Annotated in this window: 19 protein-coding genes; 10 read left to right on the top strand and 9 right to left on the bottom strand. The window is 53.1% G+C overall.

What is annotated here, in order from left to right:
- The first annotated feature begins 51 nt into the window (after positions 1–51).
- The 7 genes from cmoM to O1V65_RS12105 all read left to right on the top strand — a co-directional run bounded on the left by cmoM (position 52) and on the right by O1V65_RS12105 (position 11,000).
- On the top strand, positions 52–876 hold the full coding sequence (cmoM, locus tag O1V65_RS12135) for a tRNA uridine 5-oxyacetic acid(34) methyltransferase CmoM (RefSeq protein WP_084912754.1): 825 nt from the start codon (positions 52–54) through the stop codon (positions 874–876).
- A complete protein-coding gene (gene mukF / locus O1V65_RS12130; protein WP_017493495.1) occupies positions 873–2,195 on the top strand; it encodes a chromosome partition protein MukF in 1,323 nt (440 codons plus the stop codon). Before cmoM ends, mukF begins: the two co-directional genes overlap by 4 nt.
- Entirely contained in the window at positions 2,176–2,904 is a 729-nt protein-coding gene (mukE, locus tag O1V65_RS12125; RefSeq protein ID WP_026110749.1) for a chromosome partition protein MukE, read from the top strand. The genes mukF and mukE overlap by 20 nt, the downstream gene beginning before the upstream one ends.
- The gene (gene mukB, locus O1V65_RS12120) at positions 2,901–7,358 is read left to right on the top strand and encodes a chromosome partition protein MukB (RefSeq protein ID WP_084912755.1); all 4,458 of its coding nucleotides are present in this window, start codon (positions 2,901–2,903) and stop codon (positions 7,356–7,358) included. The genes mukE and mukB overlap by 4 nt, the downstream gene beginning before the upstream one ends.
- 351 nt (positions 7,359–7,709) lie before the next feature.
- Positions 7,710–9,566: a L,D-transpeptidase gene (ldtD, locus tag O1V65_RS12115; RefSeq protein ID WP_026110748.1), complete on the top strand. Its 1,857-nt coding sequence runs from the start codon at positions 7,710–7,712 to the stop codon at positions 9,564–9,566.
- Positions 9,567–9,762: 196 nt separating this feature from the next.
- Positions 9,763–10,317: a peptidoglycan L,D-endopeptidase MepK gene (gene mepK, locus O1V65_RS12110; RefSeq protein WP_017493491.1), complete on the top strand. Its 555-nt coding sequence runs from the start codon at positions 9,763–9,765 to the stop codon at positions 10,315–10,317.
- 56 nt (positions 10,318–10,373) lie between these two features.
- The gene (locus O1V65_RS12105; protein WP_017493490.1) at positions 10,374–11,000 is read left to right on the top strand and encodes an MBL fold metallo-hydrolase; all 627 of its coding nucleotides are present in this window, start codon (positions 10,374–10,376) and stop codon (positions 10,998–11,000) included.
- Positions 11,001–11,074: 74 nt separating this feature from the next.
- On the opposite strand, the gene O1V65_RS12100 is transcribed toward O1V65_RS12105, so the two are convergent.
- The 4 genes from O1V65_RS12100 to pncB all read right to left on the bottom strand — a co-directional run bounded on the left by O1V65_RS12100 (position 11,075) and on the right by pncB (position 16,929).
- Positions 11,075–12,265, bottom strand: coding sequence for an amino acid aminotransferase (locus tag O1V65_RS12100; RefSeq protein WP_017493489.1), 1,191 nt, complete (start codon positions 12,263–12,265; stop codon positions 11,075–11,077).
- Positions 12,266–12,562: 297 nt separating this feature from the next.
- The gene (ompC, locus tag O1V65_RS12095) at positions 12,563–13,654 is read right to left on the bottom strand and encodes a porin OmpC (protein ID WP_017493488.1); all 1,092 of its coding nucleotides are present in this window, start codon (positions 13,652–13,654) and stop codon (positions 12,563–12,565) included.
- 301 nt (positions 13,655–13,955) lie between these two features.
- Entirely contained in the window at positions 13,956–15,356 is a 1,401-nt protein-coding gene (gene asnS / locus O1V65_RS12090) for an asparagine--tRNA ligase (RefSeq protein ID WP_017493487.1), read from the bottom strand.
- Between the two features lie 367 nt (positions 15,357–15,723).
- The gene (gene pncB / locus O1V65_RS12085) at positions 15,724–16,929 is read right to left on the bottom strand and encodes a nicotinate phosphoribosyltransferase (RefSeq protein ID WP_017493485.1); all 1,206 of its coding nucleotides are present in this window, start codon (positions 16,927–16,929) and stop codon (positions 15,724–15,726) included.
- Between the two features lie 659 nt (positions 16,930–17,588).
- Between pncB and pepN the strand changes: the two genes are divergently transcribed.
- On the top strand, positions 17,589–20,240 hold the full coding sequence (gene pepN, locus O1V65_RS12080) for an aminopeptidase N (protein ID WP_269129757.1): 2,652 nt from the start codon (positions 17,589–17,591) through the stop codon (positions 20,238–20,240).
- A 72-nt stretch (positions 20,241–20,312) separates the two neighbouring features.
- On the opposite strand, the gene ssuB is transcribed toward pepN, so the two are convergent.
- From ssuB to ssuE, 5 genes are all read right to left on the bottom strand, one after another.
- Positions 20,313–21,086 (bottom strand): aliphatic sulfonates ABC transporter ATP-binding protein, encoded by a 774-nt coding sequence (gene ssuB / locus O1V65_RS12075; RefSeq protein ID WP_017490522.1) that lies wholly within the window; start codon positions 21,084–21,086, stop codon positions 20,313–20,315.
- On the bottom strand, positions 21,083–21,877 hold the full coding sequence (ssuC, locus tag O1V65_RS12070; RefSeq protein ID WP_017490521.1) for an aliphatic sulfonate ABC transporter permease SsuC: 795 nt from the start codon (positions 21,875–21,877) through the stop codon (positions 21,083–21,085). Before ssuC ends, ssuB begins: the two co-directional genes overlap by 4 nt.
- A 10-nt stretch (positions 21,878–21,887) precedes the next feature.
- On the bottom strand, positions 21,888–23,042 hold the full coding sequence (gene ssuD, locus O1V65_RS12065) for an FMNH2-dependent alkanesulfonate monooxygenase (protein ID WP_017490520.1): 1,155 nt from the start codon (positions 23,040–23,042) through the stop codon (positions 21,888–21,890).
- A gap of 75 nt (positions 23,043–23,117) precedes the next feature.
- The gene (locus O1V65_RS12060; RefSeq protein ID WP_192503485.1) at positions 23,118–24,119 is read right to left on the bottom strand and encodes an aliphatic sulfonate ABC transporter substrate-binding protein; all 1,002 of its coding nucleotides are present in this window, start codon (positions 24,117–24,119) and stop codon (positions 23,118–23,120) included.
- A 15-nt stretch (positions 24,120–24,134) separates the two neighbouring features.
- Entirely contained in the window at positions 24,135–24,710 is a 576-nt protein-coding gene (gene ssuE, locus O1V65_RS12055; protein ID WP_269129756.1) for an NADPH-dependent FMN reductase, read from the bottom strand.
- Positions 24,711–25,023: 313 nt separating this feature from the next.
- Here ssuE and pyrD point away from each other — a divergent pair, with 313 nt between their 5' ends.
- On the top strand, positions 25,024–26,034 hold the full coding sequence (gene pyrD / locus O1V65_RS12050) for a quinone-dependent dihydroorotate dehydrogenase (protein ID WP_017490517.1): 1,011 nt from the start codon (positions 25,024–25,026) through the stop codon (positions 26,032–26,034).
- A 202-nt stretch (positions 26,035–26,236) separates the two neighbouring features.
- On the top strand, positions 26,237–26,779 hold the full coding sequence (locus O1V65_RS12045; protein WP_017490516.1) for a cell division protein ZapC: 543 nt from the start codon (positions 26,237–26,239) through the stop codon (positions 26,777–26,779).
- Positions 26,780–26,786: the final 7 nt, after the last annotated feature.

Genomic DNA, 26,786 nt, shown 5'->3' with positions numbered 1-26,786 from the left:
TGCCAAAATAGCACCATAATTCGTTTGTCTGCCTACTGGTAAAACAAAAAGTTGAGCAAAAAAAAACGTACAGTGACGGTAGAACCGTCTCCCCAGGGTCGCAACTTCGATGATATGGCAGAAAAATTTTCGCGCAATATCTACGGAACGACCAAAGGACGTATTCGCCAGGCGGTGCTTGGAGAGGACCTGCGTGAACTTTTAACCAAGCTTCCACAGCGTCCTTTGCGTATACTTGATGCCGGCGGTGGCGAAGGGCAAATGGCCTGCGAGTTGGCCGCTTTAGGACATCAGGTATTGTTGTGCGATCTTTCCGGTGAGATGATCAAGCGGGCGCAGGCCGCCGCCGCCGAAAAAGGTGTGAGCGACAACATGCAATTTGTACAATGCCCCGCTCAGGACGTTGCACAGTATTTGGAACAGCCGGTTGATCTGATATTGTTTCATGCTGTAATCGAATGGCTAGCAGAACCGCAGCAGGCGCTTCAGGCTTTGAACGACTGTCTGCTACCCGGTGGCGCACTTTCTCTGATGTTTTATAACGTCAAAGGTTTGCTGATGCGCCACATGGTGCTGGGTAATTTTGGCCATGTCGAAGCAGGGTTACCCAAAATAAAAAAAAGCTCGTTGCTGCCCGACTATCCACTGGAGCCAGAAAACGTCTATCGGTGGTTAGAGGAAATGGGACTTCAGATTACCGGCAAGACCGGCGTGAGAGTATTCCACGATTATCTGCGTAACAGGCAACAGCATAAACAGGATTTTGACGAGCTTCTGGCGCTGGAACAGCGTTATTGCCGACAGGAGCCTTTTGTTAGTTTGGGGCGATACATCCACGTGATGGCGCACAAACCCGACCGGAAGGACGAATTATGAGTGAATTTTCCCAGACTGTCCCCGAACTGGTGGCCTGGGCACGTAAAAATGATTTCTCAATTTCATTGCCGACGGAGCGACTGGCTTTTCTTCTGGCGATTGCCACCCTCAACGGCGAGCGTCTTGACGGAGAAATGAGCGAGGGCGAACTGATTGATGCGTTTCGCCACGTTAGCAAGGGGTTTGAGCAAACCAACGAAACCATTACCGTACGCGCCAACAACGCTATCAATGATATGGTGCGCCAACGGTTGCTTAACCGCTTTGTCAGTGAACAGGCAGACGGTAACGCGATTTATCGTTTGACGCCTCTGGGTATTGGCATCACCGATTACTACATTCGCCAGCGTGAGTTTTCCACGCTGCGCCTCTCTATGCAGTTGTCCATCGTTGCTCAAGAACTTAAACGCGCGGCGGATGCAGCCGAGGAAGGCGGTGACGAATTCCACTGGCATCGCAACGTCTTTGCCCCGCTTAAATACTCGGTCGCAGAAATCTTCGACAGTATCGACATGACTCAACGCATCATGGACGAACAGCAGCAGGGTGTGAAAGACGATATCGCTGCGCTACTGAGCAAGGACTGGCGTGCGGCCATTTCTAGCTGTGAGCTGTTGCTGTCTGAAACCTCGGGCACGCTGCGTGAACTTCAGGACACGCTTGAGGCCGCGGGCGATCTGCTTCAGGCGCATCTACTGCGCATTCAGGATGCCACGCTGAGCGGACCGGATCTCGGTTTCATCGACAAGCTGGTTTACGACCTGCAAAACAAACTGGACCGCATTACCAGCTGGGGTCAGCAGGCGATTGACCTGTGGATTGGCTATGACCGTCACGTGCACAAGTTTATCCGTACCGCTATCGATATGGATAAAAACCGCGTGTTCGCTCAGCGTCTGCGCCTTTCGGTGCAAAATTACTTCGATAATCCGTGGACCCTCACCTTTGCCAACGCCGATCGCCTGCTCGACATGCGCGACGAAGAGTTGGCATTGCGCAGCGATGAGGTCACCGGCGAACTTCCTCCAGACCTCGAATTTGAAGAGTTCAGCGAGATCCGCGAACAGCTTGCCGCCTTGATTGAAGAGGCGCTGCGGGTTTATCAGCAGGACAAAGTGCCGCTGAATCTGGGGCTGGTGATGCGCGATTACCTCGAACAATATCCTCGCGTGCGCCATTTTGACGTTGCGCGAATCATGGTCGACCAGGCAGTACGCCTTGGTGTGGCTGAAGCAGATTTTTCAGGGTTGCCGGCACAGTGGCAGGCAATCAATGATTACGGAGCCAAGGTGCAGGCCCATGTCATCGACAAATATTGAACAAATAATGCCAGCCAAGCTGGCACAGGCGTTGGCTAATTCCCTGTTTCCGGCTCTCGACAGTCAGCTTCGTTCTGGCCGTCATATCGGTATTGATGAATTAGATAACCACGCTTTCCTGATGGATTATCAGGATGAGATTGAGCTTTTCTACAGTCGTTACAGCGTAGAACTTATCCGCGCGCCTGAAGGGTTTTTCTACCTTCGTCCGCGCTCCACCACGCTAATCCCACGCTCGGTATTGTCTGAGCTGGACATGATGGTCGGTAAAATTCTTTGTTATCTATACCTGAGTCCTGAGCGTCTGGCGCATGAAGGCATTTTCACTCAGCAAGAGTTATATGATGAATTGCTGAGTTTGGCGGATGAAAGCAAACTGCTGAAATACGTTAACCAGCGTTCTACCGGTTCAGATCTCGACCGTCAAAAACTTCAGGAAAAAGTCAGGACGTCGCTCAACCGCCTGCGCAGACTTGGCATGGTTTATTTTATGGGCCCTGACAGCACCAAGTTTAGAATTACCGAAGCCGTGTTCCGCTTTGGCGCAGACGTTCGCAGCGGTGATGACGCGCGTGAAGCGCAGCTGCGTATGATCCGCGACGGCGAAGCGATGCCAATTGAAAGCAGCCTGTCGCTCAACGATGAGAGCGAAGAGGGTGAAGCGCAGGCAGACCATGGGCCAGAAGGTGCAGAGGATGAACAGGAATGATTGAACGCGGTAAATTTCGCTCACTGACGCTGGTTAACTGGAACGGCTTTTTTGCCAGGACCTTTGACCTCGACTCACTGGTGACCACGCTTTCCGGCGGTAACGGTGCGGGCAAGTCAACGACCATGGCCGCGTTTGTCACGGCGCTTATCCCCGATTTGACCCTGCTGCACTTCCGTAACACGACCGAAGCCGGGGCGACCTCGGGCTCGCGTGACAAAGGTTTACACGGGAAACTGCGTGCGGGCGTGTGTTATTCCGCGCTCGACGTCGTCAACTCTCGCCACCAGCGCGTAATTGTTGGCGTACGCCTACAGCAGGTAGCCGGTCGTGACCGCAAGGTCGACATCAAGCCCTTTACCATTCAGGGACTGCCGACCTCGGTACAACCGACTGAAATCCTGACCGAGACCGTAGGTGACCGTCAGGCGCGGGTACTCTCTCTCCAGGAGCTGAAAGACCGCGTCGAAGAGATGGAAGGGGTGCAGTTCAAGCAGTTCAACTCCATCACCGACTACCACTCGCTGATGTTCGACCTGGGCGTTATCCCGCGTCGCCTGCGCTCAGCCTCCGATCGCAGCAAGTTCTATCGCCTGATTGAGGCCTCGCTGTACGGCGGTATCTCCAGCGCCATTACTCGCTCGCTGCGTGACTACCTGCTGCCAGAAAACAGCGGCGTGCGTAAGGCGTTCCAGGACATGGAAGCTGCGCTGCGCGAAAACCGCATGACGCTCGAAGCTATTCGCGTCACCCAGTCGGACCGCGACCTGTTCAAGCATCTGATTTCTGAGGCGACTTCCTACGTTTCAGCCGACTATATGCGTCATGCCAACGATCGTCGCATCCATCTCGATGGGGCATTGGTGTTGCGTAATGAGCTGCTTTCCAGCCGTAAACAGCTGGCCAGCGAACAGTATCGCCACGTCGAAATGGCGCGCGAACTGTCCGAGCAGAGTAGCGCTCAGAGCGACCTCGAAACCGACTATCAGGCCGCCAGCGATCACCTGAATCTGGTGCAGACCGCGATGCGCCAGCAGGAAAAAATCGAACGCTATCAGTCCGATTTAGAAGAGCTGACCTACCGTCTCGAAGAGCAGAATGAGGTGGTTGCCGAAGCCAGCGAGCTTCACGCCGAGCATGAAGCCCGCGCCGAAGCCGCCGAAATTGAAGTTGATGAACTGAAAAGCCAGCTCGCTGATTACCAGCAGGCGTTGGACGTGCAGCAGACGCGCGCCATTCAGTATCAGCAGGCGTTGCAGGCCATTGAGCGTGCACGTGAGCTCTGTCAGCTGCCTGATTTGACCGTTGAAAACAGTGAAGACTGGCTGGAAACCTTCCACGGTCGCGAGCAGGAAGCGACAGAAGTCCTGCTGATGCTCGAACAAAAGATGAGCGTCGCCCAGGCTGCGCACAGTCAGTTTGAAAATGCCTACCAGCTGGTGGTGAAAATCGCCGGTGAAGTGAGCCGCAGCCAAGCCTGGCAAACCGCGCGCGAACTGCTGCGCGACTGGTCTTCCCAGCAGCATCAGGCCGAGCGCGTAGAGCCTCTGCGCATGCGCCTCGCCGAGCTGGAAGGGCGTCTGCGCGAGCAACAGGACGCCGAGCGCCAGCTGCAGGATTTCTGCAAGCGTACCGGGCAAGACGTGCAGCCGGAGGATCTCGACGAACTTCAGCGCGAGCTGGACGTACAGATTGAAGAGCTATACAGCGTAGTCTCTCAGGCAGGTGAACGCCGCATGGAGATGCGTCAGGAGCTTGAGCAGATTCAGGCACGTATTCGTGAACTGACTACCCGCGCGCCTGTCTGGCTGGCGGCGCAGGACGCACTAAGTCAGTTGAGCGAGCAGAGCAAAGAGCCGCTGGAAAGCAGTCAGCAGGTCACCGAGTTTATGCAGCAGCTGCTCGAAACCGAGCGTGATACCACCGTTGAACGCGATCAGGTTGCTGCCCGCAAGCGCAAAATTGAAGGGCAGATTACCCGTCTGAGCCAACCGAGCGGCGCAGAAGACCCGCGCATGATAGCTCTTGCCGAACGTTTCGGCGGCGTGCTGCTGTCTGAAATTTATGACGATGTGACCATCGACGACGCGCCTTACTTCTCCGCGCTTTATGGGCCGTCTCGCCACGCTATCGTGGTGCCCGACCTTTCCCGCATCCGCGATCAGCTCGACGGTCTCGACGACTGCCCGGAAGACCTGTATCTGGTCGAAGGCGACCCACAGTCCTTCGATGACAGCGTGTTTGCCGTTGAAGAAATGCAAAACGCGGTGCTGGTTAAAACCGGTGACCGTCAGTGGCGCTACTCGCACTTCCCTGAGGTGCCGCTGTTTGGCCGCGCTGCGCGTGAAAATCGTTTAGAAGTGCTGCACAAAGAGCGTGAAACTCTGTCCGAGCGTTACGCGAACCTGTCGTTCGACGTACAGAAAATTCAGCGCCTGCATCAGGCCTTCAGCCGTTTCATCGGCAGCCACCTCGCGGTCGCGTTTGATGCCGACCCTGAAGCCGATATCCGCTCACTCAGCGCCCGTCGCGGCGAGCTTGAGCGTGCGTTAAGCGCCCACGAAGGCCAGAATCAGCAGCAGCGCCAGCAGTACGAGCAGGCGAAGGAGGCGGTGGCTTTGCTTAACAAGCTGCAACCTCGCGTTGGCCTGCTGTGTGACGAAACGCTAATCGACCGCGTTGAAGAAATTCGTGAAGAATTCGAAGAAGCGCAGGATGCTGCCCGCTTTATCCAGCAGCACGGCGTGTCTCTGAGCAAGCTGGAGCCGCTGGTGTCGGTATTGCAGAGTGACCCCGAGCAGCACGAGCAGTTGAAAGAAGATTATGCCCAGTCGCAGCACGCGCAGCGTCTGGCCAAGCAGCAGGCGTTTGCCCTGACAGAAGTGGTGCAGCGTCGTGCGCACTTCAGCTATACCGACTCTGCCGGCATGCTGAACGAAAATGCCGATCTCAACGACAAACTGCGCAGCCGTCTTGAAAGCGCAGAGGCCGACCGAAGCCGCGCCCGTGAGCAGGTGCGCCAGCATCAGACGCAGCTGACTCAGTACAGCCAGGTTCTGGCGTCGCTGAAGAGTTCGTTCGAAGCCAAGCGTGACATGCTTAAAGAGTTGAGCCAGGAACTACAGGACATCGGCGTGCAGGCCGACCCTAACGCCGAAGCGCGCGCCCGTGCGCGTCGCGATGAGCTGCATCAGTCACTCAGTACCAACCGTGCCCGCTGCAATCAGCTCGAGAAACAGATTACCTTCTGTGAAGCCGAGATGGACAATCTGCAGAAGAAACTGCGCAAGCTTGAACGCGATTATCATCAGAGCCGCGAGCAGGTTGTCACCTCGAAAGCGGGATGGTGTGCGGTAATGCGTCTGGTGAAAGACAATGGCGTTGAGCGCCGTCTGCACCGTCGTGAGCTGGCTTATATGAACGGCGACGAGCTGCGTTCTATGTCGGATAAATCGCTGGGTGCGCTGCGCCTCGCCGTTTCTGACAACGAACACCTGCGCGACGTGCTGCGTTTGTCCGAAGACCCGAAACGCCCTGAGCGCAAGATTCAGTTCTATATCGCGGTGTATCAGCACCTGCGTGAGCGTATCCGTCAGGATATTATCCGCACCGACGACCCGGTCGAAGCCATCGAACAGATGGAAATTGAACTGGGCCGCCTGACCGAAGAGCTGACTGCCCGCGAACAGCAGCTGGCCATTAGCTCGAAGAGCGTGGCGAACATCATCCGCAAAACTATTCAGCGCGAACAGAACCGTATTCGCATGCTGAACCAGGGTCTGCAGGCCGTGGCCTTCGGACAGGTGAAGAGCGTACGTCTGAACGTCAACGTGCGGGAGGCGCATTCTGGCCTGCTCGACGTATTGTCTGAACAGCAGGAGCAGCATCAGGACCTGTTCACCAGCAATCGTCTGACCTTCTCCGAGGCGCTGGCGAAGCTGTATCAGCGTCTGAATCCGCAGATTGATATGGGGCAGCGTACGCCGCAGACCATCGGTGAAGAGCTGCTGGACTACCGTAACTATCTCGAGATGGAAGTGGAAGTTAACCGTGGTTCCGATGGCTGGTTGCGTGCAGAGAGCGGCGCGCTGTCGACCGGTGAGGCTATCGGTACTGGGATGTCCATTCTGGTGATGGTGGTGCAGAGCTGGGAAGACGAATCGAGCCGCCTGCGCGGTAAGGATATTTCTCCTTGTCGTCTGCTGTTCCTCGATGAAGCCGCGCGTCTGGATGCTAAATCCATCGCCACGTTATTCGAGCTGTGCGACCGTTTGCAGATGCAGCTTATTATCGCAGCACCGGAAAATATCAGCCCTGAAAAAGGCACCACTTATAAACTGGTGCGTAAAGTCTTCCAGAATACCGAGCACGTTCACGTGGTCGGTCTGAGAGGTTTTGCGGCAGAACTTCCGGCTATTGAAAATAGTGAGGCGAATATAGCCGCTGAAGGCTAATTATCGTCTGTAACGCTTATTTGCAATATTGTTGCTCCCCGGTTGCAACATTTACTCGCAAAAAAAAGCAGCAAAATCATTGCTCAAATAAAAGCCTCGACCAAATAATATGGGTTGAGGCTTTTTGTTTTTATTGTCGTTTTTTTAAACATTCAACCAGGTTGAAATAATAAAGCAGGGTGTAAGGCTTTAATTCGCCCAGCCAGTAACATAGAGTCTTCTTATGACTGAGGAGGCAATTATCTTGTCGACCTGAGCAAAGTTAAGATTCTGTCTATATACTTAATCTATGGGCAGTTTGCTTGAGTATTCCGGCAGTTATTTCATCGTGGTATTTAAGTGAGGCAGGGGATGATGCTTAAGCGTAAAGAGTCTCTCAGGGTGCTGGTGGCCAGTAGTTTATTGGCAGCGAGTATTGCCCCATTAACCCAGAGCTATGCGGCTGTACCAAGAATGCCGGTCCGAACCACCACGCTATCCAGCGTGCAAAGCTTTAGTCAACTGCAGGCCGAGCTGCCAGCGGGTGTGAAGCCGCTTTACCTTTCTACGCTGGCGTCGCTCTACGCCGCCAATCATATGCAGCCCCTGTGGCAAGATCGGGAGGCGGTCCATCAGTTCCAGCAGCAGCTGGCTGAGGTGGCCCTTTCCGGCATTCAGCCGCAGTTTACCCAATGGGTAAGATGGTTGACCGACCCAAGAGTCACCGGTATGTCACGTGACGTGGTGCTCTCAGATGCCATGCTCGGTTATCTGCAGTTTACCAGCGGGGTCGAGATTAACGGCAGCAACTGGCTATACAGCAATACGCCGTACAAGATGACCACGCCACCGTTGACCGTGATTAATCAGTGGCAGCTGGCGGTGCGTCATGGCACCACCGAGCACTTTGTGACCACGCTAGAACCGCAGCATCCGCAGTATAAAAAGATGCATGCCGCGCTGAAGCACCTGCTGGCGGATACTCAAGCCTGGCCGCAGATGACCAGCCCGGCAAGTCTGCGTCCGGGGCAGGTGAGCAATGATGTGCCTGCGCTGCGCCAGATCCTGTCTCGCAGTGCGTCGATGATCGACGTCACCGATAACTCTACGCCTGCGCCTACTGCAGAAACTATCGCCCAAAATCCGACCAATAATAACGTTGAGGATTTCTCGGTAGACGAAACGGCCGAAAAAACCCAGAAACCGACCCCGGCGGTAAGTCCGTCAGCCACGTCGGTGCATGACGTATTACCCGCTCCGACGCCTGATGCGCCGCAGGGCAGCACGACAACGGCAACGGCCGCACCTGTGGTGATTTCCGACAACATTTATACGCCGCAGCTGGTGGAGGCCGTGAAACGTTTCCAGAAGTGGCAAGGCCTGGAGCCAGACGGTGTTATCGGGCCGAGCACGCGCCAATGGCTTAACGCCTCACCGCGGATCCGTGCGACGCTGCTGGCGCTAAATATCCAGCGTCTGCGCATTCTGCCGGGTGATGTAAACACTGGCATCATGGTGAACATTCCCAACTATTCGCTGAAATACTATTTGAACGGCAGTGAAGTACTGACGTCTCGCGTCATCGTTGGCCGTCCGAGCCGTAAAACGCCGCTGATGAGTAGCGTGCTAAGCAACGTGGTGCTGAATCCGCCGTGGAATGTGCCGACCTCGCTGGTGCGGGAAGACATTGTGCCGAAGCTGATGCGTGACCCGGGATATCTGCAAAAGCACGGATTTACGCTGTTGTCCGGCTGGAGCAATGACGCCGAGGTGGTCGATCCTTCTACCATTAACTGGAGCATGATCTCACCTGACCACTTCCCGTATCGTGTGCGCCAGCAGGCGGGCTCGATGAGTGCGCTGGGTCGTTACAAGTTCAACATGCCGAGTTCAGATTCGATATATCTCCACGATACGCCGAATCATAATCTGTTCCAGCGTGATGTCCGTGCCCTGAGTTCGGGCTGCGTGCGCGTCAATAAGGCCTCTGAGCTGGCCAATATGCTGTTGCAGGACACGGGCTGGAATGATGCAAGAATTTCGTCGACAGTGAAGGGCGGAAGCACGACATTCGTGCCAATTAGGCATCATATACCGGTTAAATTGTTCTATTTAACGGCTTGGGTCTCAGAAGATGGTAAGCCGCAGTTTAGAACAGATATTTACAATTATGATTCCACCGCGCGATCTGGCGCGCAAATCTCATCACAAGCCGAAAAATTGCTGTAATAAATGCAGTAATTTTAACCTGATAACTGTCTGAAATACCGACCTGACCCTGAGACATCCGGCGAAATCAGGCTTCTCAAAGCCTGTTTTGTCCGGTTGACTCACCTAATCAAGGCGGTTATGGTTGCGAGGGGTCAGAAATTGGCCCTTTATTACAACCTTCTCTTAGATATAGCTATCGGGTAATTACGTTTACATGGACCAAATAGATAAATATCGTCGAAAATGGCTGGCACTTGGCGGTGCTGCCATGGGTATGGCGATGCTCCCAAACGATGCATTTGCCATGCTTGCCACACCAAGACCTCGTGTTTTGGTGATTAACAACCTCCACACTGGTGAAACCCTCAAAACTGAGTTTTTTGATGGTAAGCAATACAACAGGGACGAGTTGGCACGACTGAATCATTTGTTCCGCGATTATCGTGCTGGCGGTCAGGTTAAAAACATCGACCCTCAACTGTTCGATCACCTCTATCGTCTCCAGATTGCGCTTGGCACCAACAAACCCGTACAGCTCGTTTCGGGCTATCGTACGTTGGCGACCAATAATATGCTGCGCAAGCCGGGCAGTGGCGTCGCCAAACACAGCTATCACACGCTGGGCAGAGCGATGGATTTCCACATTGAGGGCGTTGAATTGGCAAATATCCGCAAAGCAGCATTAAAAATGCGGATGGGTGGTGTAGGATATTATCCACGAAGTGACTTTGTGCACATCGATACTGGACCCAATCGAAGCTGGTCCTGATCCTGTGCGTAATATCTAATCTGGCCTATTTTTAGGCCAGATTATTGTGGAGCCCTATGAAATATCACATTATTCCTGTTACGGCTTTCAGCCAGAACTGTTCGGTTATCTCCTGCCCTAAAACCAATGAGGCCGCGCTGGTCGACCCCGGCGGCGACGCCGAAAAGATCAAAGCTGAAGTTGCCGCATTGGGCGTAACGTTGACTCAGGTACTGTTAACTCACGGACACCTCGATCACGTTGGCGCTGCCGCAGAATTAGCCGCTTATTATCAGGTGCCGATTGTCGGTCCTCACAAAGAAGATCAGTTCCTGTTGGCTGGCCTGCCGGAACAAAGCCGCATGTTTGGTCTCGAGCACTGCGACGCGTTGACGCCGGACGTCTGGCTCGAAGAAGGCGACGTGGTGAAGGTGGGTGAAGAAAAACTGACCGTACTCGAATGTCCGGGACACACGCCGGGACACATCGTCTTTATTAACCAGGCGGCCAAATTTGCCGTCTCGGGAGATGTGATTTTCAAAGGTGGCGTGGGGCGCAGCGATTTCCCGCGTGGCAACCATGAAGACTTAATTAACTCGATCAAAACCAAACTGCTGCCGCTGGGGGATGATATTGTTTTCCTACCGGGGCATGGCCCAATGTCGACGCTGGGCTATGAAAGACTGAACAACCCGTTTCTTTAAAACGTCTCGACGATAATGCATAAAAAAAGCCAGCTCGGCGTCACCGGCTGGCTTTTTTAGTGTCTAAAAATCGCTTACAGCACAGCGACGATGGCTTCGCACAGCGGCGCCATATTGTCTAGCGTGATACCGGCTACGTTGATACGCCCGGAATTCACCGCATACACCCCAAATTCGGAACGCAGGCGCAGTACCTGATCTTTGGTCAGGCCGCTGAAGGAGAACATGCCGTTCTGCTCGATGATAAAGCTGAAGTCCTGCTTCGCGCCTTTTTCCTGCAAGGTCGTCACAAACAGTTGGCGCATACGATGAATACGCTGACGCATGTCGCTCAACTCTTGCTCCCACTGTGCACGCAGAGCAGGGTTACCCAATATGGTCGCAACCACGGAAGCTCCGTGCGCCGGCGGGTTGGAATAGTTGGTGCGGATAACCGATTTCACTTGGCTGAATGCGCGGTCTGCGTTTTCTGCATCGCGGGTTACCAGCGTGAAGGCGCCGACACGTTCGTTGTACAGGCCGAAGTTTTTGGAATAGGAGCTGGCAACCAGCAGCTCGTCATGCTTGGCGGCGAAAATACGCAGGCCCTGAGCATCTTCTTCCAGACCTTTAGCGAACCCCTGATACGCGAAGTCAAACAGGGGCAACCAGCCGTTAGCCACGGAAAGATCCGCCAACTGTTTCCATTGATCGACGGTAGGATCGATGCCGGTCGGGTTATGACAGCAGCCGTGGAACAGCACGATGTCGCCCGCCTTGGCTTCACTCAGGCTTTTCAGCATGCCGTCGAAGTCCAGTGCGTGTTTTTGTGCATCGTAGTAATTGTATTCAGCGACTTCGAGGCCTGCCGAAGAAAACACGCCGACGTGGTTAGGCCAGCTTGGGTTACTTATCCAGACGCGTGTCGCGGTGGTCTGCGTGGCCACGAAATCAGCCGCAATGCGCAGTGCGCCCGTACCGCCCGGCGTTTGAGCCGTGCGTGCACGTTTGTCGCGAATTATCTCGCTGTCAGCGCCAAAGAGCAACTCTTGAGTGCAATGAGCGAAATCGGGTAGACCGTCAATGCTTAAATAGGTTTTAGTAGTCTCGTTTTCCAGCAGGAATTGTTCGGCCTTTTTAACACTGGCCAGAACCGGCGTCTTACCTGTTTCGTCTTTGTAGACACCAATCCCCAAGTTGATTTTATTCTGACGATCGTCAGCGCGGAAAAGATCGGTTAGACCCAGGATCGGATCAGCGGGTGCGGCAGTGATTTTTTCAAACATTTGGATACTTCCATGACCTGTTATCAACAGAAAGAGGCGTTCAGGTTACCGCCAGATTTATTCTTTGCCAACCGTTTGCGAGAAAAAGAAAGCAGAGTTGTGAGCAGGGCTTCAGCATTAAAGTTTCTGATGAAACTGGACAACAAAAAGGGCATAAGCGATGAGAATTTACCGCGAAGAACGGCGCATTTATAAAGGAAGAAAGCAAATACGGTGCGACATAAAAAAGGCAGAGCCGAAGCTCTGCCTGTTTCTTTAACCTGTTGCTTTGCCCGAAGGCGTTGCGTTTAGGCTAAATTAGAACTGGTATACCAGACCCAGGGCAACAACGTCGTCGGTTGCCAGACCCAGTGGGTTGTTGTCGTCCAGACGGTTGATTTTGTAGTCAACGTAGGTAGACATGTTTTTGTTGAAGTAGTAAGTTGCGCCAACTTCGTAGTATTTGTACAGGTCAGCATCGCCGATACCTTCGATGTCTTTGCCTTTAGACTGAACGTAGGCGATAGACGGACGCAGGCCGAAGTCGAACTGGTACTGAGCGATAACTTCAGTGGTCACCGCTTTGTTAGCGAAACCGTCGTTATCAGTGGTCAGGTTGTTGTTGGTGATACGAGCCGCATCGCGAGTTTCGGTGTAGAGAGCAGCGATGTAGATGTTGTTCGCATCATACTTAACCGCGGTACCCCAGCTGCGTGCTTTGTTTTTGTCTTCGCCGTAGGTCAATGCTTTCTGAGCATCGGTACGGTTAGACTCAGACCAGGAACCTACGATTCCCAGACCCATTGAAGAGGTGTAAGAGGTTGACAGCGCGTAGCCGTCACCGTTGCCGCGCAGAACGTCGTCGCCGGTACGGTCATTTTTGCCCTGGTACTGAACGGCGAAGTCCCAACCGTCAACCAGACCAAAGAAGTTGTGGTTACGGTAAGTTGCAACACCAGTAGAACGACCAGACAGGTAACCGTCTGAGTAACCAGAGTCGCCGCCGTATTCTGGCATCATATCGGTCCAGCCGATGGTGTCATACATCAGACCATAGTTACGACCATAGTCGAATGAACCGTATTCGTTGAATTTCAGACCAGCGAAGCCCAGACGCGTTTTGTTGCCGTCCTGTGCGTCATTGCCTTCTGAATTGTTAGCCTGAACGTTGTATTCCCACTGGCCGTAACCGGTGATGTTGTCGTTGATTTTCGTTTCGCCTTTAAAGCCGAAACGAACGTAAGTCTCATCACCATCGTTGCTTGAATCGTCAGAGAAGTAATGCAGACCGTCGACTTTACCGTACAGATCCAGCTTGTTGCCGTCTTTGTTATAGATTTCGGCTGCGTTAGCTGCGCCAGCAGCTAACAAGGCTGGAATTACCACTGCAAGAATGTTGCGCTTCATCATTATTTTATTACCCTCATTGGAGTTATTTGGACACCTTGCCACTGCCTACAATAATTTACAGAACTATTGTTGATAGTTTGGTGTCTCCTGTGTCTGAACGCAGTGTTCCATTGAGGGTGAGCTTAATCTACATCGAAAATGCTACTAAACACCTAATTATGTTTCAGTAAGAAAAAATGTGTTACTAAATATTAAATTTAGGGAACTTTGTGACAGGGATCTACGTTTAAAAATAGCTAAGGCCAGCATCGCTGGCCTTAGATTTGTATCTAAAGTTGTTAAATTAATAACTCTTAAATAATTAGAATGTTGCGTTACGCGGAGTACGTGGGAATGGGATAACGTCACGCACGTTTTGCACGCCGGTGACGTAAGCAACCAGACGCTCAAAGCCTAAACCGAAACCAGCGTGAGGTACGGTGCCATAGCGACGAAGATCGCGATACCACCAGTAATCTTCCTTATTCAGGCCCATTTCTTCAAGTCGAGCGTCCAGCACATCTAGCCTTTCTTCACGCTGAGAACCGCCGATAATTTCGCCAATTCCCGGAGCCAGAACGTCCATGGCGGCAACGGTTTTACCGTCATCGTTCATGCGCATATAGAAGGCTTTGATATCTTTAGGGTAATTTTTAACCACAACCGGCGCTTTAAAATGTTTCTCGGCAAGGTAACGCTCGTGCTCAGAAGAGAGATCGACGCCCCAGGAGACTTCATTTTCGAATTTCTGACCGGATTCGATCAGAATTTTAACAGCATCGGTATAGTCAACTTGCGCGAAATCTGAGGTTACAAATCGTTCAAGGCGTGAAACAGCATCTTTGTCTACGCGTTCTGCGAAAAATGCCATATCGTCCGCTCTTTCATCCAAAACGGCTTGGAAAACATACTTCAGCATGCTCTCAGCCAGTGAGGCGATGTCGTCGAGAGTGGCAAAAGCCACTTCCGGCTCAACCATCCAGAACTCGGCAAGGTGGCGGCTGGTATTGGAGTTTTCTGCGCGGAAGGTTGGGCCGAAGGTGTAAACCTTGGACAACGCACAGGCGTAGGTCTCACCGTTCAGCTGTCCAGAGACGGTTAAGAAGGCTTCTTTACCGAAGAAATCTTCATTGAAATCAACCTCGCCTTTGTCGGTAAGCGGCAGGTTTTGCAGGTCCAGCGTTGAAACGCGGAACATCTCGCCTGCACCTTCGGTATCTGAAGCGGTGATCAGCGGAGTCGAAACCCAGAAGTAGCCGTTTTCATGATAGAAACGGTGAATCGCCTGCGACAGGGTGTTGCGAACGCGCGCAACGGCACCAATGAGGTTGGTGCGCGGACGGAGGTGAGCTACTTCGCGCAGATATTCGATGCTGTGACGTTTTGCCGCCATCGGGTAAGTATCAGGATCGTCAACCCAGCCAACGACCTTGATTGCCGTTGCCTGTAGTTCGAAGCTCTGGCCTTCGCCAGGAGATGCCACTACGGTACCGGTGACTTCAACAGAACAGCCGGTGGTCAGGCGCAGTACTTCATCCTGATAATTAGGCAAAGAATTATTAACGACGGCCTGTAACGGATTAAAGCAGGAGCCGTCATAAACGGCGACGAAGGAGATGCCAGCTTTTGAATCTCTCCGGGTACGTACCCAACCGCGTACGGTGACTTCACTGTCAACCGCAGCACGGCCTTGCAGTACGTCGACTACAGGCACAACGCTCATAGATTTCTCTCTTAAAATAGTTCTGATGATACCGATGGTTTTAAATATGTATAAAAAACCTGTATGAAAAAGCCACACACCTTAAACGAAAGGGTTTTGCTATGTTACTTAGCCTTTTTCAGGACACAAGCAGAAATCGCCCTGCGACCGCAACATTTGTGCCATTACCGCGATTAGTTTAAACACGGCAAAACCTGAGAGGGTGAAAGTGGCGAAAAAATCGCTCATTGCGCTTTTCTTTCTATATATAAGGAGAGAAGAGGATATAGATGAAGAGAAGAGGACGCAGGAACCTCAATTGACGTTCTTTCGCGTCTTCCCCCACCTGTGGGAGGGGAAGACGGAAATGCAAAAGCAGTGCGGATGATTAGGAGGCTTTCTTCACCAGCGGCAGATCGAAAGCTTTACGCAACGCCTTCACAAAAGCCTTGTCCTGACAAATGGTTTTACCCGGGCTGTCGGACAGCTTGGCCACCGGCTTGCCGTTGCACTGCACCAGCTTGATAACAATATTCAGCGGTTTGACCTGCGGAATATTACAGGTCAGGCGGGTACCAATACCGAAAATAAGTTTAATCCGCGTGTGGAAGTGACGATACAAATCCAGCGCTTTATCGAGATCCAGGTTATCGGAGAACACCAGCGTCTTGGTCATGGGGTCAATACCCAGCGTTTGATAATGGGCGATGGCTTTTTCACCCCATTCAAACGGATCACCAGAGTCGTGGCGCAGACCCTGATAGGCGTTGGCAAACTTGGGGCCAAAGTCACGCAGGAAAGCGTCCATAGTGATGCAGTCGGTGAGTGCTATCCCCAGTTGGTCCGGGTATTCGTCAAGCCACGCCTGCAGCGCCGCGCGTTGGCTGCTAGCCAGAACCGGACTTAGCTGCTGATGCGCCTGGAACCACTCGTGCGCCTGCGTACCCACGGGATTCAACTGTAGCTTATGGGCTAAATCGTAGTTGCTGGTCCCGACCAGATACGGGAATTCTTGCTTCAACGTGCTGACAATCGCGCGCTGCACCTCGCCGGAGAAACGGCGGCGGGTACCGAAGTCCATCAGCTTAAAGGCTGAAGTGTCGATATCGGCAGATTCCTGTTTGAATTTCTGCAGGTTCTTACGCAGCTGTTCGACCGCCATTTCCGGCGTGACGCCTGGAGAGCGATGTTTATGCACCACTTCACTGATTACCGCCAGCAGCGGAACTTCCCACATAATCACTTCACGCCAAGGGCCTGCGATACGGATATGCAGATGACCGCTGCGATTGGACACCTCGACGTGTCGAGGGTTATAGCGGAATGTGCGTAGCCATTGCAGGTAATCCTGACTAAAGAAAGGCAGGGCGGAAAGATAGTTAAATTCATCTTCGCTCAACGCCAGCTCGCTCATCAGTTCAACCTGATGACGAATTTCCTCTGCGTATTCGCCCAGCAGTTCGTCGCCACGGCAACGGAACTCGGCGACCACGCGGCTATCCGCGTAACGATGATAAACCGCCTGCTGCATGTGAAGCTTATAGGCGTCGGTGTCTAACAACGAAGTCAAAATCGGGGAAGCGTATGGGGTCATGCGCGACATCCTCGTCAAAAGCAACAGGCCATACTCTTCGTCCTGGAAGCTGCAGCGGCATTAGTTGGGTTCGCTCAATGCCTTACTGCAACGTCAGTGACGCTGAGTACTACTCTTCGTCCCTGAAGCAACTCCAAAAACGTTGAGTATCGTGTTTGTTTTAGCCTGATTTAAACGGCAAAGTTCGGGAAGTATACCGCATTATCAAGTCAATGAACCCTCATCTCAGCACAATTCATCGGGCCAGGTCGAGGGCCAAATGTGCCTTGTTAAGGATATTAAACACGGATTTCCGAAGATTGTTAACAACGATATAACCCGTTAAATAATAATGTCTTTTAGTTAATTATTATAAAATACATGAGGTTGATCGTTTTTTGATGGGCAGAAAGGCTGACTCGATTCGATAAAATGAAATTGCCGACCGGCGAAATTATTTATTGGCAGTGTTAACTGAAATAGCACAAAAAAGTTAAAGAAAGGTGAAATGTTGAGCGCAATATTTTTTATCTTTATGAAGCAGTACTGACCGCTTTGGGCAAAAGCTCGCCGGTTGCCGCGGCCATTGGGGTAACAATCTGGGAATTTTCACCTTCTGTGATAAAGTTTATTTTAATCGCGTCACGCGTATCCTCCTGAAAACGCCAAAAGGTTCTTTTATGACTGACCAGCTGCAAACAGAACAACAGACCGACGCAACATCACAACCGCAGGTAAAATATCGCCACGATTATCGTGCGCCAGACTATACCATCACCGATATCGACCTTGACTTTGATCTTGATGCACAGACCACTACGGTGACTGCGGTCAGCCAGATCAAGCGTCTGGGTGCCGAAGGCGCTGCGCTGGTTCTGGACGGTGAAGACCTAACGTTGATAAGCCTTAAAGTTAACGGTCAGGACTGGCCAAACTATCAGCTGCGAGAAAGCCAGCTGGTCATCAATGGCCTGCCTGAAGCGTTTGAGCTGAAGGTGGTTAACAAGATTCATCCTGCGAAAAACACCGCGCTGGAAGGCCTTTATCTCTCTGGTGAAGCGCTGTGTACCCAGTGTGAAGCGGAAGGTTTCCGTCACATTACTTATTATCTTGACCGCCCGGACGTGCTGGCACGTTTCACCACACGCATTGTGGCCGACAAGTCGCTCTATCCTTATTTACTCTCTAACGGCAACCGCGTTGATGGCGGGGAGCTGGAAGGCGGACGTCACTGGATCAAATGGCAGGATCCGTTCCCGAAACCTTGCTATCTGTTTGCCGTGGTTGCCGGTGACTTCGACGTGCTGCGCGACAAGTTCGTCACCCGTTCAGGCCGCGATATCGCACTGGAAATCTTCGTCGATCGTGGCAACCTCGATCGTGCGGGTTGGGCGATGGAGTCGTTGAAGCAGTCCATGAAGTGGGACGAAACGCGCTTTAATCTGGAATATGACCTCGACATCTTCATGATTGTTGCCGTTGATTTCTTCAACATGGGCGCGATGGAAAACAAAGGCCTCAACGTCTTTAACTCCAAATACGTGCTGGCAAAAGCAGAAACCGCGACCGATAAAGACTATCTGGGCATTGAAGCCGTCATTGGCCACGAATATTTCCACAACTGGACCGGTAATCGCGTGACCTGCCGCGACTGGTTCCAACTGAGCCTGAAAGAGGGCCTGACCGTCTTCCGCGACCAGGAGTTCAGTTCGGATTTGGGTTCTCGTTCGGTGAACCGCATCGACAACGTCCGCGTGATGCGCGGTGCACAGTTTGCCGAAGACGCTAGCCCGATGGCGCACCCAATCCGCCCAGACAAAGTTATTGAAATGAATAACTTCTACACGCTAACCGTGTATGACAAAGGCTCGGAAGTGATCCGCATGATGCACACTCTGTTGGGTGAGCAGCAGTTCCAGGCCGGTATTCAGCTCTATTTCGAACGCCACGACGGCAGCGCAGCGACCTGTGACGACTTCGTGCAGGCGATGGAAGACGCCTCCAACGTTGACCTGTCGCTGTTCCGCCGCTGGTATAGCCAGTCCGGTACGCCAATCCTGACCGTACGCGACGACTATGACGTCGAGAAGCAGACCTACACGCTGACCGTGAGTCAAAAAACGCCGCCGACTGCGGATCAGAAAGAGAAGCTTCCGCTGCATATCCCACTGGATATCGAACTTTACGATCCACAGGGCGGTGTGATTGAGCTCAAGCAAAGCGGCCAGAAGGTCAGCAATGTGCTTAACGTGACCGAAGCCGAGCAGACTTTCGTGTTCGAAGACGTTGCCTATCAGCCAATCCCCTCCTTATTACGTGAATTCTCCGCGCCGGTTAAGCTCGATTATAAATACGGTGATCACCAGCTGACGTTCCTGATGAAGCATGCGACCAATGACTTCTCGCGTTGGGACGCGGCGCAAAGTCTGCTGGCTATCTACATTAAGCTCAATGTGGCGCGTCACCAGCAGAAACAGCCACTGTCTCTGCCGCTGCACGTGGCCGATGCGTTCCGCGCAGTGCTGCTGGACGAGAGCATCGATCCGGCGCTTGCGGCGCAGATTCTCACGCTGCCGTCAGAAAACGAGATTGCCGAGCTGTTCGACATCATCGATCCTGAAGCGATAAGCGCGGTGCACGAGTCGATTACACGCTGCCTGGCGGGGGAGATGGCCGACGAGTTCCTGGCGGTTTACCACGCTAATCGCCTGCTGTCCTACCGCGTTGAGCATGCCGATATTGGCAAGCGCTCGCTGCGCAACGTCTGCCTGCGTTATCTTGCCTTTGCCGATGCGGCTCAGGCCGACAAGCTGGTCAGCGCCCAGTTCGAGAGCGCTGACAATATGACCGACTCGCTGGCGGCGATGTCGGCGGCCGTGGCGGCAGACTTGCCGTGTCGTGACCGTCTGCTTAGCGCCTACGACGAACGCTGGCATCAGGATGGTCTGGTGATGGATAAATGGTTCATTCTGCAGGCCACCAGCCCGGCGCAGGACGTGCTGAAGCAGGTGCGCGCACTGCTGTCGCATCGCTCCTTCAGCATGGGTAACCCGAACCGCATTCGCTCACTGATTGGCGCATTTGCACAGGGAAATCCGGCGGCATTCCACGCCGCAGACGGCAGCGGTTATACCTTCCTGGTCGAGATGCTGACTGATCTCAACACCCGCAACCCGCAGGTTGCTGCACGTATGGTTGAGCCGCTGATTCGTTTGAAACGCTATGACGAAAACCGTCAGAACCTGATGCGTCAGGCGTTGCAGACGCTGAAAGGTCTGGAGAATCTCTCCGGTGACCTTTATGAGAAAATCAGCAAGGCGCTGGATGCCTGACCGCGTATTTGAAGGTTGAAAAACAAAAGGGCGACAGTGATGTCGCCCTTTTTTATGAGGAAGATGAAAGGGTTATCTCTGCGCGCGTTTTACTTCAGCGCTCACAGGCTGTGGTCGCAGTACTCTTTCCAGTACCTGTTCTTCCAACTCGGCCAGTCGTACGGAACCACGACGGCGCGGACGCGGCAGATCGACCTGCAAATCGAGACCGATTTCACCCTGCTCAATCAGAATAACGCGGTCGGCAACGGTCACCGCTTCGCTTACATCATGGGTCACCAGCAGGACGGTAAAACCGTGCTGCTGCCACAGACGTTCAATGAGACTCTGCATTTCGATGCGAGTCAGCGCATCCAATGCGCCCAATGGCTCATCGAGCAGCAACAGGCGTGGGCGATGAACCAGCGCGCGAGCCAAGGCAACGCGCTGTTTCTGTCCGCCGGACAGCGCGGCGGGCCACTCATTGGCGCGGTCGGCGAGACCGACCTCTTCCAGTGCCGCCATGGCGGCCTCACGCCACTTGCCTTTGAGGCCAAGACCAACGTTATCAATCACTTTCTTCCACGGCAGCAGACGGTCATCCTGAAACATCAGACGCGTATCGTCGCTGACCTGGCTGAGCTGCGCACTGCCGCTAAGCAGATCGCCGCTGCTGCTTTTTTCCAGACCGGCCAACAGGCGCAGCAGGGTACTTTTACCGCAGCCGCTGCGGCCAACTACGGCGACAAATTGCCCTGGAGAAATACGCAGATTGATGTCTTTAAGCACCGTACGGTTGCCGTAATTTTTAACAATGCCCGCCAGCGTTACCGGCGTACCTTGCGGAATGCGAGTCGGTTCACTCATGCGGTTTCTCCTTGTTTTTTCTGGTAGGCTGGATGCCAGCGCAACCAGACATGTTCAAGCGAACGCGCCACGATATCGGCCAGTTTACCGAGGATGGCATACAGGATGATGGCCACTACGACGACGTCGGTTTGCAGGAATTCGCGGGCGTTCATCGCCAGATAACCGATACCGGAGTTTGCGGAAATCGTCTCCGCCACAATAAGCGTGAGCCACATGAAGCCCAGTGCGAAACGCACGCCGACCATAATTGACGGCAGCGCGCCCGGCAACACCACCTGATAAAACAGCGGGAATCCAGATAATCCGTAGCTGCGAGACATCTCCAGCAGTCCACGGTCAATATTGCGAATACCGTGGTAGGTGTTGAGATAAATCGGGAACAACGTTCCCAGCGCCACCAGGAAAATCTTCGCCGATTCATCAATACCGAACCACAGGATAACCAGCGGGATCAGCGCCAGATGCGGAATGTTACGCAACATCTGCATTGAGCTGTCCAGCAGGCGCTCACCCCAGCGCGACAGGCCGGTAATAAAGCCGAGCAACAGACCGATGCTGCCGCCGATGACAAAGCCGGTCAGCGCCCTGAAGGTGCTGATTTTCAGGTTCTGCCACAGGTCACCGGATTTCGCCAGCGTCCAGAAGGCTTCGACGACCGCACTCGGCGAAGGCAGGATACGGTTCGACAACCAGCCTACCTGTACCGCCAACTGCCAGCTGGCGAGTAATACCACCGGTAAAAACCAGGGGCTAATGCGGTTTATCCAACGTTCAGTCTTGTTGCTCATGATGCTTTCCTTAACTTTTCACAGCGCGCTTGGACACAAATTCGTGGGCGACCAATTCCCCACGCGGTTCAATCCTACGGCGCAGTGGGGTAACGCTGCTATCTTCTTTTGCCAAATCAAGGTGTGGGAACAGCAGTTCAGCCACGCGATAGGCTTCTTCCAGGTGTGGATAACCTGAGAAAATAAAGGTGTCGATGCCGAGGTCGGCATATTCCTGCATCCTTGCCGCAACCGTTGGGCCATCGCCGACCAGCGCGGTACCTGCGCCGCTGCGAACCAGACCGATGCCTGCCCACAGGTTAGGCGCAATTTCCAGTTTGTCACGGTTACCGCCGTGCAGCGCGGCCATACGATGCTGGCCAACCGAGTCGGTGCTGGTCAGTTTAGCCTGGGCGCGGGCAATGGTTTCGTCGTCAATATTGGCAATCAGACGCTCTGCCGCTTTCCACGCTTCTTCGGTCGTTTCGCGCACAATGACGTGCAGACGGATGCCGAATCTTACGGTACGGCCGTGTTTGGCGGCTTTGGCCCGCACCTGAGCAATCTTTTCTTTTACCTGCTCCAGCGGTTCACCCCAGGTCAGATAAAGTTCCACCTGTTCGCCGGCCAAGTCTTGGGCGGCCTCGGACGAACCGCCGAAATAAAGCGGAGGGCGCGGCGTTTGTACCGGCGGGTGCAGCAGGCTGGCGTTCTTGACCTTCAGATGTTTGCCTTCAAAGTTCACCGTTTCGCCTTCCAGCACTTTGCGCCAAATGTGGGCGAATTCTGCCGACGCTTCGTAACGTTCTTCGTGATTGAGGAACAGGCCTTCGGCTTCCAACTCGGACGGATCGCCACCGGTCACCAGGTTAAACAGCGCACGGCCGTTGGACAGGCGGTCCAGCGTCGCTGCCTGACGTGCTGCCAGCGTCGGAGAAATAATACCGGGACGCAGCGCAACCAAAAACTTCAGTTTCTGGGTAACGGAAATCAGCGAGGCGGCAACCAGCCATGAGTCTTCGCATGAGCGACCGGTCGGGATCAGTACGCCGCCAAAGCCAAGACGATCAACCGCTTGGGCAATTTGCTGCAAATAACCGTGGTCGACCACGCGCGCACCTTCATCGGTACCGAGATAATGGCCATCGCCGTGGGTAGGTAAAAACCAAAATACGTTCAGACTCATGTGATATTCCTCTTTAATTCACCGCGTACGGTGAAGCAGCAATGTGAGTTATTGAAATAATTTTATGAAACAGTCTTATTGCGCGGCGGCAGGGGCATGCCAGATGCGATCCTTGATCTCGACCGGCTTCGGCAGCAGATGGTTCGCATAGAATAAATCTGCGGTTGCCTGTTGCAGTTTTTCGGTTTTGTCATCAACGGGGCGAATGGTTTCATCGTCCGGCAGATGAGTGAAATAGGTGGCGATGACCTTTTCCGGCAGGCCGGTAGATTTCGCCAACAGCTGAATACTCTGCTGTTGCTCGGTTTTGATCAGGCCATTGGCCTGCGTCAGGACCTGCAAGACTTCAGAGATAAACTGTGGATGCGCTTCGGTAAACTTACGCGGTGCAAGATAAAAAGCGCCGGTCTGGTTTAGCGTGGTGCCGTCGAGCAGCACACGAGCACCGCCGTGATTGAAGGCCGCAGAATAGTACGGGTCCCAGATTGCCCAGGCGTCGACGTCGTGCTGCTGGAAGGCGGCCAGCGCATCAGACGGTGCAAGGTTAATCGGTTTGATATCGGTAAACTTCAGGCCGGCATTTTGCAGGGCACGCAGCACGAAATTGTTCGAGCTTGAGCCTTTCTGGAAGGCTACGGTGTGGCCTTTAAGGTCGGCGACGGTCTTGATTGGGCTGTTTTCCGGAACCAGAATCACTTCAGCCTTAGGCTGTGGAGGCTGATAGCCGACGTACAGCAAGTCCGCGCCTGCGGCCTGGGCAAACAGCGGCGGCAGGTCGCCGGTGCCGCCAAAGTCGATGCTGCCAACGTTCAGCGCTTCAAGAATCTGCGGGCCAGCGGGGAACTGATCCCAGGTGATTTTGGTGTTCGGGAAACGTTTTTCCAGCAGGTGATGACTCTGTGCCAGAATCAGACCGATGGAGCCTTTTTGGATAGCGATGTGAAACACAGCCGGATCTTTTTCTTCTGCCTGAGCGGAAACGACGCTCGACAGGCCGAGGGCCAAAGCCAACAGCGGCAGCCATTTCTTGGGTTGCAAAGACAACAGTGAAGGCAAACGAGAACCTAAAATATTCATTAAAATTTTTTCCAATTAAGCGTGAGCGTGTTGACGTTTTGCGCGAGCGATAGCCAGCGAATGGCGATGGCCTAATGCCGCAAGAAACGTTTCCAGCGAATCATCCAGACGCGCCTGTAATTCATCTTCCAGTTCTGCCGGGAAACTCTGGTATTGGCCGACCAGCTTGTCGTGGGCAAATACGCCCTGTAGCACTTCCTGCGCTTTCAGCGCGCTTAATACCGGCTTGAGTGCGTAATCGATCGCCAGCATGTGGCCCGTTGAACCGGCGGTGGCCAGTGGCAGCACGACCTTGTGCTCGAGTGCGCGTTCGGGCAGCAGATCAAGCAGCGTCTTCAGTGCACCGGAAAATGAAGCCTTATACACCGGGGTAGCAATCAGCAGACCATCGGCGGTTTCCAACTGAGCAACCAGTTCTTTTAACTGTGGGCTGGAAAAGTTGGCAAACAGCAAATCTTCGGCGGCGAAATCTTGCAGACTGTATGACACAACTTCTACGCCTCGGGCGCTGAGCCACTGTTCGCTGAGAGCAAGCAGGGCAGATGAACGTGACGGCTGACGTGGGCTACCTGCGAGTGATATGACTTTCATTGTGCTCCCTTATAACTGTAAGTTATATAACCAACAAATTTGTTCAGAATTTGGATTAAATTAACAGGCGATAGCTTATGACAGGAAATCTAAATTCCGGGAATTCTTAGACCAAAAGTGGATATGAGCCGAAAATCAGCCAATCTTTGCGCATTTGCTGTGACGTGGATGTATTAAAGAAGAAAACAAAAAGAAAACGTTTGCCTGGATTACCGATTTTTGACGGGAATCAATTCCAATTAGTGATGGCTTAGCCGATAATACCGCCCCGACTGGCCACCAGCCATTAGCCACCGGGACCTCAGGAGAATCCATGTATTATCCCTTCGTTAGGAAAGCACTTTTCCAGCTCGATCCAGAGCGCGCGCATGAATTAACGTTTCGCCAACTCAGCCGCCTCTCCGGTTCGCCGTTCGAGTTTCTGATTCGCCAATCGGTGCCGAGCAAGCCGGTTACCTGCATGGGACTGAACTTCAAGAACCCGCTGGGTCTGGCCGCAGGTCTGGATAAAAACGGGGAATGTATCGACGCCTTTGGTGCGATGGGGTTTGGATTCGTTGAAGTGGGTACCGTAACGCCGCGTGCGCAGGACGGTAATCCCAAGCCGAGAATGTTCCGCGTGGTTGAGGCCGAAGGCATAATTAACCGCATGGGGTTTAACAACCACGGCGTCGATAATTTAGTCAATAACGTCAAGAAATCACACTTCGGTGGCGTGCTCGGTATTAATATCGGCAAGAATAAAGACACCCCGGTCGAGAACGGCAAAGACGATTATTTAATCTGCATGGAGAAGGTTTATCCTTATGCCGGTTATATCGCTATTAATATCTCTTCGCCGAACACTCCGGGACTGCGTACCCTGCAATATGGTGAAGCGCTTGACGATCTGCTCGGTTCCATCAAGAATAAGCAGCTCGAACTTCAGCAGCGTCATCAGAAATATGTGCCGGTGGCGGTGAAGATCGCACCAGATCTTTCTCAAGAAGAGTTGATCCAAATAGCCGACAGTCTGGTCCGTCATAATATGGATGGCGTTATTGCGACCAATACCACACTGGAGCGTAATTTGGTTGCTGGTCTGAATTATGGCGACGAGGCGGGCGGATTGAGCGGCCGTCCGGTGCAAATGCAAAGCACCCAGATTATCCGCATGCTTTCCGCAGAACTTAAAGGCGCGATGCCAATTATCGGCGTCGGCGGCATTGATTCATTAACCTCCGCGCGTGAAAAAATGGCGGCGGGTGCATCGTTAATTCAAATCTATTCCGGGTTTATCTATCACGGCCCGCAGCTGATTAAAAATATTCTGATGCATATATAGTTACTGCTCACACTAATTTTGCAAACAAAGCTTGGTCGGGGCTTTATTTCTGCCCCGGCCTCGTTTATATTTTCTTAACTGAGCATTTAATGTACTACCCCAGTCATTATCTCTCTTGCGGCAAGGCTAACCTGCGATTTGTCCTATATAGAGGTTACCGAGAATAATGTTAACGTTGGGCAATGGACAATAGGATAACGAAATGAAAATCAAACCTGATGATAATTGGCGTTGGTATTTTGACGCTGAACATGACCGACTGATGTTGGACCTAGCCAATGGCATGATTTTCCGTTCTCGTTTTCCTGCTAAAATGCTGACCCCCGACGCGTTTGCCGAAACCACTTTTTGCGTTGATGATGCGGCGCTCTATTTCGACTTCGAAGAGCAGTGCAAGAAAATTAAATTGGCTGCTGAACATCGTGCCGAATTAGTGCTTAATGCTTTGGTCGCTTATCGTTTCCTGAAACCGCTGATGCCAAAGAGCTGGCATTTTACTCAGCAGCATCGTCCTTTCCAGCCCGATAATGGCCAGCTTGCCAGCGTCAGCGTGACGGAGTCCGGCGAGCAGGCAACGCTGCTGGTGGTAGAGTCTGGTGATAACGCCAGCCTGTGCTTGCTGGCACAGGAGCGTCTGACCGTAGCCGGTCGCGGCATGGTTTTAGGCGATGCGATTAAAGTGATGCACGATCGCTTAATGCCAATTTCTATTGCTTCGGAAAATATTTACGACAGGGCTGTGTAATTTCTCA

The sequence above is a fragment of the Rouxiella badensis genome, from assembly GCF_026967515.2.
Classification (GTDB): Bacteria; Pseudomonadota; Gammaproteobacteria; order Enterobacterales; family Enterobacteriaceae; genus Rouxiella; species Rouxiella badensis.
The sequence above is the reverse complement of the archived record's forward strand: the minus strand, read 5'-3'. Positions and strand labels throughout refer to the sequence as shown.

Coding starts and splice junctions, on each gene's coding strand:
- ssuB (WP_017490522.1), bottom strand. CDS start 21,086: ATGAGTGAACCGACTCGCATTCCGCAAGGTACGCCGGTAACGCTGGCG.
- O1V65_RS12105 (WP_017493490.1), top strand. CDS start 10,374: ATGAAATATCACATTATTCCTGTTACGGCTTTCAGCCAGAACTGTTCG.
- O1V65_RS12060 (WP_192503485.1), bottom strand. CDS start 24,119: ATGAATATTTTAGGTTCTCGTTTGCCTTCACTGTTGTCTTTGCAACCC.
- mepK (WP_017493491.1), top strand. CDS start 9,763: ATGGACCAAATAGATAAATATCGTCGAAAATGGCTGGCACTTGGCGGT.
- pyrD (WP_017490517.1), top strand. CDS start 25,024: ATGTATTATCCCTTCGTTAGGAAAGCACTTTTCCAGCTCGATCCAGAG.
- mukB (WP_084912755.1), top strand. CDS start 2,901: ATGATTGAACGCGGTAAATTTCGCTCACTGACGCTGGTTAACTGGAAC.
- ldtD (WP_026110748.1), top strand. CDS start 7,710: ATGATGCTTAAGCGTAAAGAGTCTCTCAGGGTGCTGGTGGCCAGTAGT.
- mukE (WP_026110749.1), top strand. CDS start 2,176: ATGTCATCGACAAATATTGAACAAATAATGCCAGCCAAGCTGGCACAG.
- O1V65_RS12100 (WP_017493489.1), bottom strand. CDS start 12,265: ATGTTTGAAAAAATCACTGCCGCACCCGCTGATCCGATCCTGGGTCTA.
- asnS (WP_017493487.1), bottom strand. CDS start 15,356: ATGAGCGTTGTGCCTGTAGTCGACGTACTGCAAGGCCGTGCTGCGGTT.
- ssuE (WP_269129756.1), bottom strand. CDS start 24,710: ATGAAAGTCATATCACTCGCAGGTAGCCCACGTCAGCCGTCACGTTCA.
- ssuD (WP_017490520.1), bottom strand. CDS start 23,042: ATGAGTCTGAACGTATTTTGGTTTTTACCTACCCACGGCGATGGCCAT.
- ompC (WP_017493488.1), bottom strand. CDS start 13,654: ATGATGAAGCGCAACATTCTTGCAGTGGTAATTCCAGCCTTGTTAGCT.
- ssuC (WP_017490521.1), bottom strand. CDS start 21,877: ATGAGCAACAAGACTGAACGTTGGATAAACCGCATTAGCCCCTGGTTT.
- pncB (WP_017493485.1), bottom strand. CDS start 16,929: ATGACCCCATACGCTTCCCCGATTTTGACTTCGTTGTTAGACACCGAC.
- O1V65_RS12045 (WP_017490516.1), top strand. CDS start 26,237: ATGAAAATCAAACCTGATGATAATTGGCGTTGGTATTTTGACGCTGAA.
- mukF (WP_017493495.1), top strand. CDS start 873: ATGAGTGAATTTTCCCAGACTGTCCCCGAACTGGTGGCCTGGGCACGT.
- pepN (WP_269129757.1), top strand. CDS start 17,589: ATGACTGACCAGCTGCAAACAGAACAACAGACCGACGCAACATCACAA.